We start from the raw sequence: 15,106 nt of genomic DNA, 5'->3' as shown, positions 1-15,106 counted from the left end.
GTCGGGCCTCTGTGTACCAGGTACGGTCTCGCAAGTTACCAGGGCTCGCCGGATGCAAGGTCGATCTCGCTGTCACCGCGCTCCGATGGACAGATGTCGGCGAGAACGCACTCAGAACAGTCCGGATTTCGTGCCGTACAGACTGCACGACCGTGATCGATACAGAGGTGGGTGAACTGTTGCCAGTCGGATTCGGGAACGATCTCCATCAGTTCCGGTTCGATGCGTTCGGGCCGTTCCTCCTCGGTCAGCCCCAGTCGCAGCGAGAGGCGCTGAACGTGCGTATCGACGACTACTCCCTCGACGACGTCGTGTCCGTGCTGCAGGACGACGTTCGCGGTCTTTCGGCCGACACCCGAGAGGTCGGTCAGTTCGTCCATCGTATCCGGCACCTCACCGTCGTATTCCTCGACGATCGTTTCGCAGGCGTTTCGAATGTACTTCGCCTTGTTGTTGTAGTAGGTGATCGAATTCAGGGCCTCCGCGAGTTCGTCCTGGGGCGCGTTCGCGTAGTCCTCCGGTCGTTGGTACGTCTCGAACAGGTATTTCGTCTCCTCGTTGACCCGCTTGTCCGTGCACTGTGCCGAAAGGATGACGGCGATCAGTAACTCGAGTCGGTTCGAGTACCGCAGCGAAATCGTCGAATCCGGATACGCGTCCTCGAGCCGGCGGACGATTTCCTCGGCCTGGTCGGCGGGAGTCTCGAGGGGGGTTCCCATGGAGACTCGTTGCGAGACCGGACATTTGAGCCGTTCGATTCGTGACGGTGATCCGCGTCTACCCTCGACGCCATCCCGGTGAATTCCGTCGGATGATGAATACTATTATTATGTATCGCACACGTGCTACGAAAAGACGAGTCGACGGGATGGAGATCTGACAATGACGGGGGACACCCACAACACGCAGTTGAACAGCCGTAGCAAAGAACGGGCGACAGGTATTCTAGACGTACTGCTGGCCGAACTCGAAGCCGATGACGGGGAGCGCACAGCAGCCCTTCGGTGGACGCTCGATATCGAGGAGAACGGTTCGGAGAAGCAACTCGAGACGCTCCAGGACGAAGTGATGTCGCTCCGAGCGGAAGTCAATCAGCTTTCGGCAGCCGAGTCCGAGCGCGAGTCGATAATCGAGGATCAGATCAAGCCGCGATTGCTCTCGCTCGATCGGCGTCTGGGCGAGCTCGACGACGAACTGACGAGCGCCCGGGCCGAAATGCGCGGTCTCCGATCGGAGTTCACCGACGTGCGCAATTCGCTCGAGGAAGCCGACGACTCCGCAGATGTCGATGCCGTCGCGGCAGAACTCAACGAACTCGAGCAAACGGTCAGTAACGCCTTCAAGAAGATCACGTCGAACCTCGAGAACGATCTCAAATCAGTGCAGGCGAACTACGAGGCCGATCTCGACGCGATGCGGCGGCGACTGCGGTCGCTCGAGGTAGAGACCCGGAACAACGCAGCCGAGCAAACCCGAACGAAGTCGAACGAGCAAACCAGAACGAGGTCGAACGAGCAAACCAGAACGAGGTCGAACGAGCAAACCAGAACGAAGCCGAGCGCAAACGACGAGGTTCCTCGGTTCTGATCGTCACCGCCCCCTCGTTCGCAGCGGGGAGGGAGATCAATGTGATCGGTTCGGTCGAGTCCCCCCGCCTCGTGCGGTTCGAAAGCCGGCCCCTCGTGGTTCACATCGTCAGGAAGCGCCGATGACACCGCGTTCGAGCTATCGTCGAGATGCCGTGAACTTTAAGCGGTCATCATCCACCTATCAGGGTATGAAAGCCACGGCCATGGCCCACCCCATTCAGGGGCTGGTCAAGTATCACGGGATGCGCGACGAGATCGAGCGATTTCCGTATCACGACAGCATCAGCGTCTGCACGGCCCCAAGCCACACCCGGACGACGGTAGAGTTCTCGATGGACCACGACGACGACACGTACGTCGTCGACGGCGAGGAACTCGAGGGGCGCGCGTTCGAACGGGTCGAGGCCGTCGTCGAGAAAGCGCGTTCGCTGTCCGACGCCGCCCACACGGTGTATCCGGTTCGCCTCGAGAGCGAGAACAGTTTCCCCTCGAACGTCGGGCTCGGCTCGTCCTCGTCGGGGTTCGCGGCTGCGGCGATGGCCCTAGCCGAAGCGGCGGAACTGGACGCCTCGAAGCAGGAAATTTCGACGATCGCCCGCGTCGGGTCGGCCTCGGCCGCGCGCGCAGTCACCGGTGCGTTCTCCCAGCTTCATACCGGCCTGAACGACGACGACTGTCGCTCCCGTCGAATTCCGTCCACTCTCCACGAGGATCTCAAGATCATCATCGGTCTCGTGCCATATCACAAAGAAACCGAGGACGCACACCACGAGGCCGCCGACAGCCACATGTTCCAGGCGCGTAACGCACACATCCACGACCAGATCGCGGAGATGCGTGACGCCTTACGGACCGACGATTTCGAACGCGCGTTCGAACTCGCCGAACACGACTCGTTATCCCTGGCCGCGACCACGATGACCGGCCCGTCGGGGTGGGTTTACTGGCAGCCGGCTACCCTCGCGATCTTCAACCGCGTCCGTGAACTCCGCGAGAAAGAGGACATCCCGGTCTACTTCTCGACCGATACCGGCGCCAGCGTCTACGTCAACACAACCGAGGAATACGCCGAGGAAGTCGAAGAAGCAATCTCGGACTGCGGCGTCTCCACGACGACCTGGAGCGTCGGCGGCCCCGCCCGCCTGCTCGAGGAGGACGACCACCTTTTCTGAACGAGGATTCAGCGAATCCCACCGTCTCCCCGTCCTAGGCAGTTATCCCTCGAGCCTGACCTCGATCAGCGCCAGCTCGTCTGACGGCACCGCCGTTCCGAACGCCGCTTCGAGGTCGGCCCACGTTTCCGGCCGGTAGGCCTCGATCCCGAAGCTCTCGGCGAACGTCACCAGGTCGGGGTTGGTCAACTCGGTTCCGGTGTGTTCGCCACGGTGTGCGTCTTGCTTTTCGGAGATGAGTCCGTAATCGTCGTCGGTGAACACGACAGTGGTGAAGCCACAATCCAGTCGGCTCGCGGTCTCGAGTTCGGCCGCGTTCATCAGGAAGCCGCCGTCGCCGGTTCCGGCGACGACGTTCGCGTCGACCGCCAGGTCGGCCGCGAGTGCGCCCGGAACGGCGATCCCCATGCTCGCCAGACCGTTCGAAATCACGCACGTGTTCGGCTCGAACGTCGGGAACGACTGGGCGATTGCCATCTTGTGGCTCCCCACGTCGGAGACGAGGACGTCCGAGTCGGCCATGGCCTCGCGCAAAAGTGGAAGGGCGTTCCTGACGGTGATCGGATCGGCGTCTGACGGTGGTTCCGTCACCGCCTCGAACAGCCGATCGTGCAGGTCGTCACACCACAGCGAGCACGCCCCGTCGGGGAGGTGATCGTCGATGGCAGCGACCGCCGCGCCGATGTCCGCGACGATTTCCACGTCGGGATTGTAGTGTCGATAGACCTCGGCGGGTTCGTAATCGACGTGAACGACGGTCTTCTCGAGGTCCACGTTCCATCCCTCCGGATCGTGTTCCGCGATATCGTAGCCGACGGCGACGACGCAGTCGGCTCGTTCGATAGCATGCGCGGCCTCGTCGTCTGGTCCCGAATCGAGAGTCATTAGCGACGCCGGCTCGCGGTCCGAGATCGAGCCCTTCCCCATGTACGTCTCGACGACGGGAACGCCAACGCGGTCGACGAGGGCCCGAATGGTCTCCGACGTGCGGGTTCGGACCGCGCCGTTGCCCGCAAGTATGATCGGCCGCTCCGCCGACTCGAGCAATCGCGCTGCGCGCTCGGCCGACTCGTCGTCCGGATCCGGTCGTCGGACCGGGCGGCGGGTTTCGATGGGGGCATCATCGATCGACTCGGCAGCGACGTCCTCAGGGAACTCGAGGTGGGTCGCTCCTGGTTTCTCGTACTCGGCGAGTTTGAACGCCTTGCGAACCGACTCCGGGACGATCTCGGGGTCGGTGATCTGGGTGTTCCACGTGACGATCGGCTCGAAGACGTCGACCACGTCGATGGCCTGATGGCTCTCCTTGTGTAACCGCTCGCGGCCGCCCTGCCCAGTGATCGCAACTACCGGGCTCTTGTCGAGTTGGGCGTCGGCGACACCGGTCATGAGGTTCGTCGCACCAGGACCGAGCGTCGAGCAACAGACGCCCGCATCGCCGGTCAGTCGGCCGTGGACGTCGGCCATGAACGCCGCCCCCTGTTCGTGGCGGGTCGGAACGAACCGAATTGAGGAATCCCGAACCGAAAAGAGGAAGTCTTCGATTTCCTCGCCCGGAACACCGAACACGCGGTCGACGCCCTCCACTTCGAGGCAGTTGACGAGCAGGTCGGATGCCGTTTGCATGGTTGGGTCGTCCACGCCGCTCGGCATTAATGGCCGGCGCGCAGAACGGCCCGGTCGCGTAGGGAACGATCGGTGGTCGGAATGGACTCGCTCCGGGCTGCGGTCGCAGTATTTGATCGAGCCGGCACTGGATTCACAGGACCTGATCGGGCCGGATCCGAAGAAGGACGCGCTCCGATTCGATCGGATTCGGATACTCGTCGACTTCCATGTACCGCTGTGCCAGTTCGTCGATGTGCTCTCGAGCGCCCTCGGTCGTGATCTCGTCGATTTCACCGATCACCGAGAGGTACCGATAGGGGTCGTCCGGATCGGTCATGCTGACACCGACGCCGGAATTGCGTTCGGCGTTGCGCGCTTTCTGGCGGTGACGTTCGGTGTTGACCAGTAAATAGCCCTCGTCCGCATCGTAATCGATCCAGACCGGCGTGACGTGGGGGAGTCCGTCGTCCGTCAACGTCGCGACGTGGGCGAACGTTTTCTTCTCGAATAGATCGTGGAACTCGTCTGGTATCGAAGCCATGTGATCTGTTCACCGCCCTCGCTTTTGTGTGTGGTGCCTACATTGGTCGCGACAGGATTCGCGTCGTCTCTGGCGGAATCAGGCCCGCTGTGAGAGAAGACGTTACATGTCACAGTGTGTCGATGACCCCGCATGTGACGGCTAACGGCTTATGCAGAATGCCATCGGTCTTGGCAATATGACCGATCAACGGCAATCGACGCGCAGACGAGTACTGAAACTTACAGGTGCTGCAGCATCGACTGCTCTCGTCGCCGGTTGTGGCGGCCCGGGCGGTGGTAACGAAACCGAGGGGAACGGCGGCGCAGAGGAAGAGCCGACCGGCGATAACGAAACCGGAATGGACAACGAGACCAACGCGACCAACGAAACCGGCAACGCAACCAACGAAACCGGCAACGCGACCAACGAAACCGGTAACGACACGAACGAGAGCGAGTGATCGCCCGGACAGTCGTCGACCGAGATCCCCGACTCGGCGTTCCGTGCCAGCGAAACCGTTACCCATTCTCGGCCCTTTCTCCGAGTGATGACCGACGGACTCGAGACGGACGTCGAGGGGACGAGCGAGATCGCCGAGCAACGGGACGAAGTTGCCGCCCGCGTGCGAGCCCACGCTGGCGAAATTGCGCGGGAACTCGCCGTCCTCCAGGGCGGCGACTACGGCCAGGAGACGGTCGATACGGCTGGCGGTCGCTGGACGCTCAAGTACGACGCCGGTGACGTCCAGTACCTCCGTTTCGACCCGAAGTCGGGGCCGGAAACGTACGTCGTCTCGAGCAAGCACCCACCGGCGCCCGACGCCCTCGAGACCGCGATGGCCGACTACGGAGCGTTCGTCGCGTCGTACAACGAGTACGTCCGCTCGTTCGACGGCCTATTCGAGGCCGTTCAGGACGACGTTCCCGAGGTTGAATCGACGGCGGAACTCGCCGCTGAACGCGACCGGATCGTCGACCGCATTCGCGCTGTCGGTGACGCGATGGCGGGACAACTCCATCGGTACGACGATGAGTACGGCACCTACGCGACGACGGTCTCGGGAACCCGATGGGAACTAAAGTGGGACGGCGACGTGGCATCCTACCTGCGTGTCGGGGGAGCCGACGGGATCTACCTTCTGTCACAGTACGGCCCACCTGCAGCCCCCGACCTTCGTCGGCTCGCCGACGACGTTCCCGCATTCGTCGCCGCGTTCAACGACCACGTTGGGGACCTCGAGGCGGATCTCGAGGAAATCACGTTCGAGGTCGTCTAGAGACACTCAAGCCGGGTGCTCCACCCGACGCAGGGCACGCTACGGTTTTCCTTTCGTCGTCGACGAATCCGTCCGTTTCTTTCAGCCTGGGTCCGGATCGATACCGAGCACACCCTCACTACTTCATACTCGAACGAGCGTGTCATACAATGGTTCCCAACAGCTATTATCCCTCGTTCATATATCGAATAAAACCGATAACTGACGAGACTCACAGGGTACACGCGAAATTCGGGCTATATAATCACAAAGTAACGGGTGTGAGACATTCTACTACATGCTGTCGAACTCGAACCCTCACTGGTGATACGGGCGCGAAGCGAGTTGCTCCTCGGAAACATGGCGCTAAAGAAGACAGCCCGCGGAGCTAGACGTCGACGTACTGGTCGACCCACTCCTGACGGCGCTGTAGCGCGCGTCGGCCCTTCGGCGTTAGCGCGTAGTAGTTCGTCCGGCGGTCGAGTTCTCCTTTTTCGACGAGTTCCGTCTCGACGAGTGTGTCGAGATTCGGGTACAGCCGGCCGTGTGTGACCGGCTGGTCGATGTAGCTATTGATATCGTCGAGAATCTCCTGTCCGGACGGACGGTCTTTCCCTGCGATTACGTACAGCAGGTCACGTTGGAAGCCAGTTAGCTGATCCATGGATCACCCTCTGAATGACGACGTTCACCGCTCTGTGGTTTCGTTATAGAGGTAGTACGGTACCGTACTAACGCAGAACACATCGTGTAGGTCCGGCTTGGGACTGTTTCCGACACCTGACGAACCATTCGTCACCCGTAGACCAAACCCACGGGCGTGACGGGGCGTTTTTGACGATCACCACCGTAGCAGCCGCCATGACAACCGATCCACTCGCCTGGGAGACCTGCGAGCGCCGGGTAGCCTATAGTTGTCCGGGATTCGAAATCGTTAATGAGTCCGTTCGCCTCCCCGACGGCACGGAAACCGAATTCGACTACCTCTCGGAACCAGCGAGCGTCTGCGTCCTTCCGTTTACGCCCGCCGACGACGTCGTCTGCATCGAGGAGTGGCGACAGGCCGTCTCTCGACTCAACCGCGGCCTCCCCGTCGGCGGCATCGAACCCGAAGACGACGACCTCGAGGCCGCGGCTCGCAGAGAACTCGCCGAAGAGACCGGCTACGAGGCCGAGGGGCTCGAGCCCCTGGTCACCGTCGAACCGGCCAATGGAATCGCGGACACGCTCATGCACTTCTTCGTCGCAGAGGGCTGTCGGCCGACCGCCGAACAGCAACTCGATCACAACGAAAGCATTCGGCCGATCGAATTGTCACTCGAAGAGTTGACCGACGCGGTGGCCGACGGCGAGATCCGAGACGGACGGACGGTTCTCGCCCTCTCATACTATCGGCTGTTCGACGCGGCGTGCAGTCAATCGAAAACGGAGTGACCGTCCGACGGCTCGAGATGCAGTGACGACGAGCAACGGTTCCGTTCGAATCGTCAGCCCGTTTCGTTCGCGCCGCCGTCTGTCTCGTTCACGGCACCGACGGCTTGCTGCTGCAGCGCTTGCTCGAGTCCCTGGGTTTCGCCAAGGGTGAGCGTGTCGACGGAGCTGTTTTCGACGGTCATCGAACTCGCGGAGACCGAGGAGACGGTCTCGCCCATCGCTGTCTCGTTGGCATCCGCGGTGGTCTGATTCTGCGTCGTGTTTCCGCCGGCCTCGTTCGCTGCTGTCGCGTTTCCGTCCTGACGACTCTCGAGGGTACCGACGGTCATGGATTCGAACGTGATCTCGTCGACGTCGAACTCTTCGATGGTCAGCGACTCGATCTCCTGTTCGGTTTCGGGTCCGTCGGTCGCGGTGGCGTTGGTCTGGTTTCCGTCGTCGGCGCCATCGCCGCCGAACAGGCCGCCAATGAAGTCAGCGATGTCGGAGAGGATACCACCACCGTCGCCGCCTTCTTCGACGGTCAGGTCCTCGATAGTCAGTCGATCGGTGGTCATATTCTCGATCGTCATGTTCTGTACCGTGACGTTGCTCGCGTTCTCGTCGACTACCTGCTGGAGACCTGTCCCGGTCTCGTTAGCAACGCCGGTTTCGTTGCTCCCGTCCGTCTCGTTCGCACCGCCGTCGAGTTCCTCGAGCGAGACGTTCTCGAGCGACAGCGAGTCGAAAGCGACGTTCGAGATGATCACCGGTTGAGCCGTCTGATTGCCAGCCGATTCGTTTCCTGCGGTCTGATTTCCGTCGGTTTCGTTCAGTTGCTGCTGAACTTCTTCGTCAGCCTGCACGTCCAACTGCTGGACCGTGAGCTGCTCGATCGTGGCGTTCTCGATGGTGAGATTATCGAGTTCGAGCGTGCCGACCTGTACGTTCGTGAGTGTTGCACTGGGTTGCGATGCGCTCATGTCTCCGGTGTCGCCGTCCGCGGGCGGTGCCGCACCAGCGAGGGCGGGACCCCCCGAGAGTACGACTAACAGCGCGACGAATGCGACACTGGTCGATCCTGGTCGTGAAACCATACGACCCGACGTACAGCAGTTCCTGGGCTAAAACAGGACGACTGTTTCGATATTATCGGGCGGAAAACGACCGTTGAGTCGACTGCGCGATCCGGTTTCGAGACCGTCGATCGATCGGTGCTGAAAGCAGAGTCGATTCCGCCCTGAGACCGATCAGTTCTCCTCCTCCCGGCGACCGCGTGTCCGCTGTCCCGCATCGAAACCTCCGGTTGTCACTCGAAAGGGCATTTGGACGCGGTAGAAATCACGAACGTATCCCAAGAGAGGTCGCTACCGGATCCGATCCGGCCTTCGTTCCGGCTACTCGAGACGGAGTTCCCTGGTCTCGACCGCGTCGCAGGACGGACAGACGAACTGATACCGGACTCGTCCCCCCGAGGTGGTGACGCGCCAACCGCCTTCGGTATCGACGTAGCCACACGCCGGACAGCGGAGTTCCGAGTCGTCGAACTTTTCGCGGAGACGCTCGAATGGTGATCGGTGAACCGACATATGACATAATATGACGTGATAACACATAACATTCTAGCCTTCACGTCGACACGTCCCCCTGTCGAGTGATCACAACGAATCTAAGTCGTCACACCGTAGCGGAGACTATGGACGACGTCGACGCGAAACACGGTGGCGACGTCGGTGACGCTCCCGGTGCGGCGCGTGCTCTCGAGTACGTCGTCGATCCGGTGGTAGCAGTCGCCGATGGGACGATTACGTTCGCCAACGAGGCTGCCAGGGACGCCTTCGAACTCGGTGACGCCGACCGAGACGCGGCGACCGCGCTGGGTGCGCGATGGACCCGACTGGCGACGGCCATCAACGAGACCACGGTGGGAACTGCCCGTCGGGTCGACCTGGAGGGAGAGGAGGGCAGCGCACGGATCCACCGCGGGGCCGACGGGGCGACGATCACGTTCGATCGGGGAGCGACCGACACCGACGGGGCCGGTGGTTCACCATCCGGCGCGAGCGATCGGCTGGTGAAAGACCGTGCGCTCGAAGCGGCGCCGGTCGGTATCACTATCTCCGATCCCGATCGCGAAGACAATCCGTTAGTCTACATCAACGAGGCGTACGAGACGATCACCGGCTACGGATTCGACGAGGTCGTCGGCCGAAACTGTCGGTTTCTACAGGGAGACGACTCCAACGAGGATGCGATCGCCGAGATGGCGGCTGCGATCGACGACGAACGGCCCGTCACCGTCGAACTGAAGAACTACCGAAAGAACGGCACCGAGTTCTGGAACGAGGTGACGATCGCCCCCGTTCGCAACGAGGACGACAGCGTGACCAACTACGTCGGCTTCCAGAACGACATCACCGCCCGCAAAGAGGCCGAACTCGCGCTCGAGCGCCGAACGACGGAACTGGAGTACATCCTCGAGCGCGTTGAGGGGTTAATCCAGGACGTGACGGCCGTCGTCGCGGGCTCGACCGACCGCTCCGAACTCGAAGATGAGGTCTGTACGAGAATTGCTGAAGAGGACGGTTACGAGGGGGCCTGGATCGGCGAACGGAACCCCGCGACCGGGACGATCGAGGTCCGTTCGAGTGCGGGAATCGAACCCGAGAGTGACGGCATCACGACCGATCCCGACCATCCCGCCGCCGAGACGCTCGCGACGACCGATCCCGCCGTCGATACGGCCGACGGAACGGCCCGCGCTGCGTTTCCACTGTCGTACAATGGTATCGAATACGGCGTCTTGACCGTTCTGACGGACCGGGATCGAACCGTCGACGACCGAGAACGGGTGATCCTCTCCGCGCTCGCACGTGCAGTCGCGAGCGGAATCAACGCGCGAGAGACCAGTCGCGTCCTCGCGACCGACGCCGTCGTCGCCGTCGAACTCGAGCTCACGGATCGGTCACTCGCACCCGTCGCCCTCTCAGCAGCGGCCGACTGTCGACTCGACTATCGCCGTTCGGTACACCACACCGACGACGAAACGGCGTCGCTGTTCACCGCAACCGGTGCGAGCGCCGACGACCTCACCGCCGCCGCGACGGAACTCTCGGACGTCGATTGCCGCGTCGTCGTCGAGCGCGACGACGAGTGTCTCATCGAACTAATCGGGACTGAGGACCTCGTCGACTGGCTCTCCGAGCGCGGGGTTCGCACGCAGGCGATCGAGAGCGGAGACGGTCGGGCCCGCGTCACCCTCGAGATTCCCCGCTCGGCGAACGTCCGCTCGGTCGTCGAAGCCGTCGAGGACCGCTATCCGGGAACCGACGTCGTCTCGTTCCAGCAACGCGAGCGCGAGCGCGAGACTCGCCAGGAGTTCGCGGCCCGACTCGAGGGAGCGCTGACGGACCGTCAGTTCGCCGCGTTACAGCGAGCCTACCTCGGTGGCTACTTCGAGTGGCCGCGGCCGACGACCGGCGAGGAACTCGCCCAATCGATGGGGGTTTCGCGCCCGACGTTCCACGAGCATCTCCGGACGGCCGAGGGGAAACTGTGCCGAGCCTTTTTCGGTGACATGTGACTCCTCGTATCTATGAAATTCACGTGTCGATGCCTGTAGTCCGTACTTATCCCCGCAAACGGTCGCGGACGGTCGCGTCGTTTAAGTGATCGGTCGTGGGAGCCGAGTACATGCTCACCTTTGCAACGCCGCTTCAGATTGGTGGTGGTGGATTCCTGTACTGGGCGATCATATTCTTCATCCTCGCCATCGTCGCCGCCGCAGTCGGTGCTCGCGGCGTCGCCGGAATCTCGATGGAGATTGCGCGAATCTTCGTCCTGATCTTCATCATCCTCGCGGTGGTCGCCTTACTGTTGTAGGACGCGTGACTCCATGGCATACTTCACGCTTCATATATTTAGCGGGATTCTCATGGTGTCACGCTCGTTGTAGGTGTTGACCGTCCCGGTGCAAGTGCGGCCAGTATCGGTGCCGGTTCGGACGCCAGTTCCCGGTTCTGCTGGCGAGCCGTCCGCACTGGTGTTCGCAGCACCGGAAATGATCCAGCCGTACGGCCCGCCAGTCGAGGGTCCGAGTACGCGCACCTCTCGAGAGCAGTCGAACGAATTCGCTCGTTTCGTTCGGTCTTCGCTGCGGCAATCGCTCGAGGGAACGTCACTCCAGGGCGTAACCGCATCCGGTTACGTTTGATTGTCAACTCCTAACACGCTGGACGCCGTAGATAACAGCTAGCGTTTACCATGACTGAACTCGGAGGATTCCAGGATCGGGTCGCTCGCATCGACCTCTCGGACGAAACGGTCGCGTACGAGTCGATCGACGAGGAGGACGCGAAGAAATACATCGGTGCGCGCGGCCTGGGAGTAAAGTACGTCTTCGATCAGGGGCCGGAGGTCGATCCGCTCGAGCCCGAGAACCTTCTCGCGTTCATGAACGGACCGTTGTCGGGAACCCAGGTGACGATGAGCGGTCGGATCGCCGTCTGTACGAAGTCACCACTGACAGGCACCGTTACCGACAGCCATCACGGTGGCTGGTCTGGTGCCCGCCTCAAGTGGGCTGGCTTCGACGGCCTGCTCTTCGAGGGCCAGGCTGACGAGCCGATGTACGCCGTCGTCGAAGACGGTGAGGTCGAACTCCGAGACGCCTCCCACCTCTGGGGGACTGGCTTCCACGAGACCCGCGATACGATCGAGGAAGAGGTCGAGGGCTCTTACGGGAAGAATCTGAGCATCATGGGGATCGGCCCCGGCGGCGAAAACGGGGTCAAGTACGCCTGTATCATGAACGAGGACGACCGCGCCTCGGGCCGTGGCGGCACCGGCTGTGTGATGGGGTCGAAGAATCTCAAGGCGGTCGTCGTCAAGTCGACCACGAAGATGCCCAAACCGGCCGACCCGGAGACGTTCAGGGAAGGCCACCAACAGGCGATGCAGGCCATCCAGGAGTCCGAAGTCACCGCTCCAAACGAGGGCGGACTCTCGATGTACGGGACGAACGTCCTGATGAACATCGGCGAGGAGATGGACGGCCTCCCGACCAAGAACGGCCGGTACACGTCGACCGAGAGCATGCGCGAGACGGAAGGAGTCGACATCGACGCCGAACGCGTCTCCGGGGAAAACGTCCGCGAGAACATCCTCGTCGACGAACCAACGTGTCACTCCTGTCCGGTCGCCTGCAAGAAGGAAGTCGAGGTCACGGCGATGCACAAGGGCGAAGAGATGAACGTCCGCACCGAGTCCTACGAGTACGAATCGGCGTACGCGCTGGGTCCGAATTCCGGCCATACCGACCGCGACGCCGTCGCCCTCATGATCGACCGCTGTAACGACATGGGCGTCGACACCATCGACACGGGCAACATGATGGCGATGGCCATGGAGATGACCGAGGACGGCAAACTCGAGGGCGTCGGCGAACTGGACTGGGGCGACACCGAGACGATGATCGACATGATCGAGCGGATCGCCCGCCGCGAAGACGAGTTCGCCGGTCTGCTGGCCGAGGGACCGCGACGAGTCGCCGACCGAAAAAATGCACACGAGAACTCGCTTGCGGTCAAAGGCCAGACCATCGCGGCGTACGATCCTCGCTGCATGAAGGGCATGGGAATCGGCTACGCCACCTCGAATCGCGGTGCCTGCCACCTGCGGGGATACACACCCGCCGCCGAAATTCTGGGCATTCCCGAGAAGGTCGACCCCTACGAATACGAAGGGAAAGGCGAACTCACCGCCCAGTTCCAGGATCTCCACGCCATCAGCGACTCTTTCGACATCTGCAAGTTCAATGCCTTCGCCGAGGGCATCGAAGAGTACGTCATGCAGTACAACGGGATGACCGGACTCGACGTCACCGAAGAGGAACTCCTCGAGGCCGGGGAACGAGTCTACAACCTGGAACGCTACTACAACAACGTTAACGGCTTCGACGGCGCTGACGACTCGCTACCCGCCCGCTTCCTCGAGGACGGCATCCGCGGCCAGGGCGCGAGCGAAGGCGAGTACTGCGAACTCGAGGAGATGAAAGCGGAATACTACGAGCACCGTGGTTGGGTCGACGGCGTCGTCCCCGACGAGAAACTCGACGATCTCGGGATCGACATCGGTCCCGGAACGGGCGTCAGCGGTGGCGGCGGTGCGGCTGTCTCGGGCGACGACTGATCGGCGTCGCCGATCGACCGCGCTGGAGGTCGGGTTTGGCCCCGAGTTCTGACCAGTCGCGATTTTCGCGCATCGTTCGCTAGCAGGTAGCACCGCAGGACCACACTACGTGGCCGCCCGAAGCACGAATACGGTGGTGGTTCGGTGGCACGTCCTGTCGCACCCGAGTGAGATGGCCGAGAAGCCACCGAAGACGAAACCAGTCTTCGCGAAATTGATCGTCGGGGTACCACCGCTCTATCGCTCTCCCAGCGGAAAAGCCAACGATTCAAATCCCAGTCGTTCCAATACGTTGGTAATGGGAAACGCTGCACTTCGGGATATCGCCGTTATCGAAGAGATTCCGTTCGATGACATCGAAGGCGTCGTCGCCGTCGATGCACACAACTGGCTCTATCGCTACCTGACAACGACGGTCAAGTGGACCAACAGCGACGCATACACGACCGCGGACGGAACCGAGGTCGCGAACCTCGTCGGGATCGTTCAGGGACTGCCCAAGTTCTTCGAAAACGACGTCACGCCGGTGATGGTCTTCGACGGTGGTCCCTCTGAACTCAAGACCGACGAGATCGAATCCCGACGCGAACAACGCCGCAGCTACGAAGCGCAACTCGAGACCGCGCGCGAAGAAGGCGACGAGATTGCGATCGCCCAACTCGAATCCCGAACGCAGCGGCTGACCCCGACGATTCAGGAGACCAGCCGGGAAGTCCTTCGGCTGCTCGACGTACCGATCGTCGAAGCGCCGGCCGAGGGAGAAGCCCAGGCCGCCCACATGGCCAAGCGAGGAGACGCAGACTACGTCGGCTCCGAGGACTACGACGCCCTGCTCTTCGGCGCCCCCCTCACCCTCCGCCAGTTGACGAGCAAAGGCGATCCCGAACTGATGGACCTAGAGGCCACCCTCGATCACCACGACCTCACCTTGGAGCAGTTGATCGACGCGGCGATCCTCATCGGGACGGACTTCAACGATGGTGTGACGGGAATCGGCCCGAAGACGGCGATTTCGGCGATCACGGAACACGGCGACCTCTGGAGCGTCCTCGAGGACCGCGGTGAGCACATCGAGCACGGTGACCGGATCCGCCAACTGTTTCGTGATCCGACCGTAACGGACGAGTACGAATTCGACACGTCCCTCGATCCGGACCTCGAGGCTGCCACGGCCTACGTCACTGAAGAGTGGGACGTCCACGCCGACGAAGTCGAACGCGGCTTCGAGCGTATCGAAGAGAGCGTCACGCAGACCGGACTGGACCGATGGACGTGATCGGACGGACGAGCCTCCATCGCCCGTAGTCGAACGGGCGGTGGCACAGACCAGTCAGCTACGCATCCATATCGCCACTCT

The 15,106-nt window shown here is 61.9% G+C and carries 15 protein-coding genes; 9 read left to right on the top strand and 6 right to left on the bottom strand.

All coding sequences use genetic code 11. The features are described 5' to 3' along the window. Positions 1-35 precede the first annotated feature (35 nt). Positions 36-719, bottom strand: a complete 684-nt coding sequence (nth, locus tag NJU76_RS12375) for an endonuclease III (protein ID WP_254528970.1) — start codon at positions 717-719, stop codon at positions 36-38. A gap of 163 nt (positions 720-882) precedes the next feature. On the opposite strand from nth, the gene NJU76_RS12370 reads away from it, so the two are divergent. Then, positions 883-1,587 (top strand): hypothetical protein, encoded by a 705-nt coding sequence (locus tag NJU76_RS12370; RefSeq protein WP_254528968.1) that lies wholly within the window; start codon positions 883-885, stop codon positions 1,585-1,587. A 190-nt stretch (positions 1,588-1,777) separates the two neighbouring features. After that, the gene (mvaD, locus tag NJU76_RS12365; protein ID WP_254528966.1) at positions 1,778-2,761 is read left to right on the top strand and encodes a phosphomevalonate decarboxylase MvaD; all 984 of its coding nucleotides are present in this window, start codon (positions 1,778-1,780) and stop codon (positions 2,759-2,761) included. A 42-nt stretch (positions 2,762-2,803) separates the two neighbouring features. Here mvaD and NJU76_RS12360 read toward each other — a convergent pair whose 3' ends face one another. Further along, complete coding sequence (locus tag NJU76_RS12360; RefSeq protein ID WP_254528964.1) at positions 2,804-4,387, bottom strand: acetolactate synthase large subunit; 1,584 nt, start codon at positions 4,385-4,387, stop codon at positions 2,804-2,806. Positions 4,388-4,520: 133 nt separating this feature from the next. Then, entirely contained in the window at positions 4,521-4,910 is a 390-nt protein-coding gene (locus NJU76_RS12355) for a PPOX class F420-dependent oxidoreductase (protein WP_254528962.1), read from the bottom strand. A gap of 178 nt (positions 4,911-5,088) precedes the next feature. On the opposite strand from NJU76_RS12355, the gene NJU76_RS12350 reads away from it, so the two are divergent. Continuing rightward, the gene (locus NJU76_RS12350; RefSeq protein ID WP_254528960.1) at positions 5,089-5,352 is read left to right on the top strand and encodes a hypothetical protein; all 264 of its coding nucleotides are present in this window, start codon (positions 5,089-5,091) and stop codon (positions 5,350-5,352) included. An 87-nt stretch (positions 5,353-5,439) separates the two neighbouring features. Then, entirely contained in the window at positions 5,440-6,168 is a 729-nt protein-coding gene (locus NJU76_RS12345; RefSeq protein WP_254528958.1) for a profilin-fold protein, read from the top strand. Between the two features lie 367 nt (positions 6,169-6,535). On the opposite strand, the gene NJU76_RS12340 is transcribed toward NJU76_RS12345, so the two are convergent. Then, positions 6,536-6,811, bottom strand: coding sequence for a PadR family transcriptional regulator (locus NJU76_RS12340; RefSeq protein ID WP_179262730.1), 276 nt, complete (start codon positions 6,809-6,811; stop codon positions 6,536-6,538). A 197-nt stretch (positions 6,812-7,008) separates the two neighbouring features. Here NJU76_RS12340 and NJU76_RS12335 point away from each other — a divergent pair, with 197 nt between their 5' ends. After that, positions 7,009-7,581, top strand: coding sequence for an NUDIX hydrolase (locus NJU76_RS12335; protein WP_254528956.1), 573 nt, complete (start codon positions 7,009-7,011; stop codon positions 7,579-7,581). A 53-nt stretch (positions 7,582-7,634) separates the two neighbouring features. Here the strand turns inward: NJU76_RS12335 and NJU76_RS12330 are convergent, their stop codons facing one another. Together NJU76_RS12330 and NJU76_RS12325 are read right to left on the bottom strand one after the other, a co-directional pair. After that, positions 7,635-8,657 (bottom strand): hypothetical protein, encoded by a 1,023-nt coding sequence (locus tag NJU76_RS12330; RefSeq protein WP_254528954.1) that lies wholly within the window; start codon positions 8,655-8,657, stop codon positions 7,635-7,637. 300 nt (positions 8,658-8,957) lie between these two features. Next, positions 8,958-9,149 (bottom strand): HVO_0649 family zinc finger protein, encoded by a 192-nt coding sequence (locus tag NJU76_RS12325; protein WP_254528952.1) that lies wholly within the window; start codon positions 9,147-9,149, stop codon positions 8,958-8,960. A 107-nt stretch (positions 9,150-9,256) separates the two neighbouring features. Between NJU76_RS12325 and NJU76_RS12320 the strand changes: the two genes are divergently transcribed. The 4 genes from NJU76_RS12320 (at position 9,257) to fen (ending at position 15,025) form a co-directional block, all read left to right on the top strand. Continuing rightward, positions 9,257-11,143, top strand: coding sequence for a bacterio-opsin activator domain-containing protein (locus NJU76_RS12320; RefSeq protein WP_254528950.1), 1,887 nt, complete (start codon positions 9,257-9,259; stop codon positions 11,141-11,143). Positions 11,144-11,253: 110 nt separating this feature from the next. After that, entirely contained in the window at positions 11,254-11,442 is a 189-nt protein-coding gene (locus tag NJU76_RS12315) for a DUF1328 family protein (protein ID WP_254528948.1), read from the top strand. Positions 11,443-11,823: 381 nt separating this feature from the next. After that, positions 11,824-13,749, top strand: coding sequence for an aldehyde ferredoxin oxidoreductase family protein (locus NJU76_RS12310; protein WP_254528946.1), 1,926 nt, complete (start codon positions 11,824-11,826; stop codon positions 13,747-13,749). Between the two features lie 298 nt (positions 13,750-14,047). After that, positions 14,048-15,025: a flap endonuclease-1 gene (gene fen, locus NJU76_RS12305; protein ID WP_254528943.1), complete on the top strand. Its 978-nt coding sequence runs from the start codon at positions 14,048-14,050 to the stop codon at positions 15,023-15,025. Positions 15,026-15,106: the final 81 nt, after the last annotated feature.

Origin of the sequence: Natrinema gelatinilyticum (genome assembly GCF_024266705.1) — an archaeon.
Lineage (GTDB): Archaea > Halobacteriota > Halobacteria > Halobacteriales > Natrialbaceae > Natrinema > Natrinema gelatinilyticum.
Note: the sequence above shows the minus strand (reverse complement) of the source record. Positions and strands in the feature narration are given on the sequence as shown.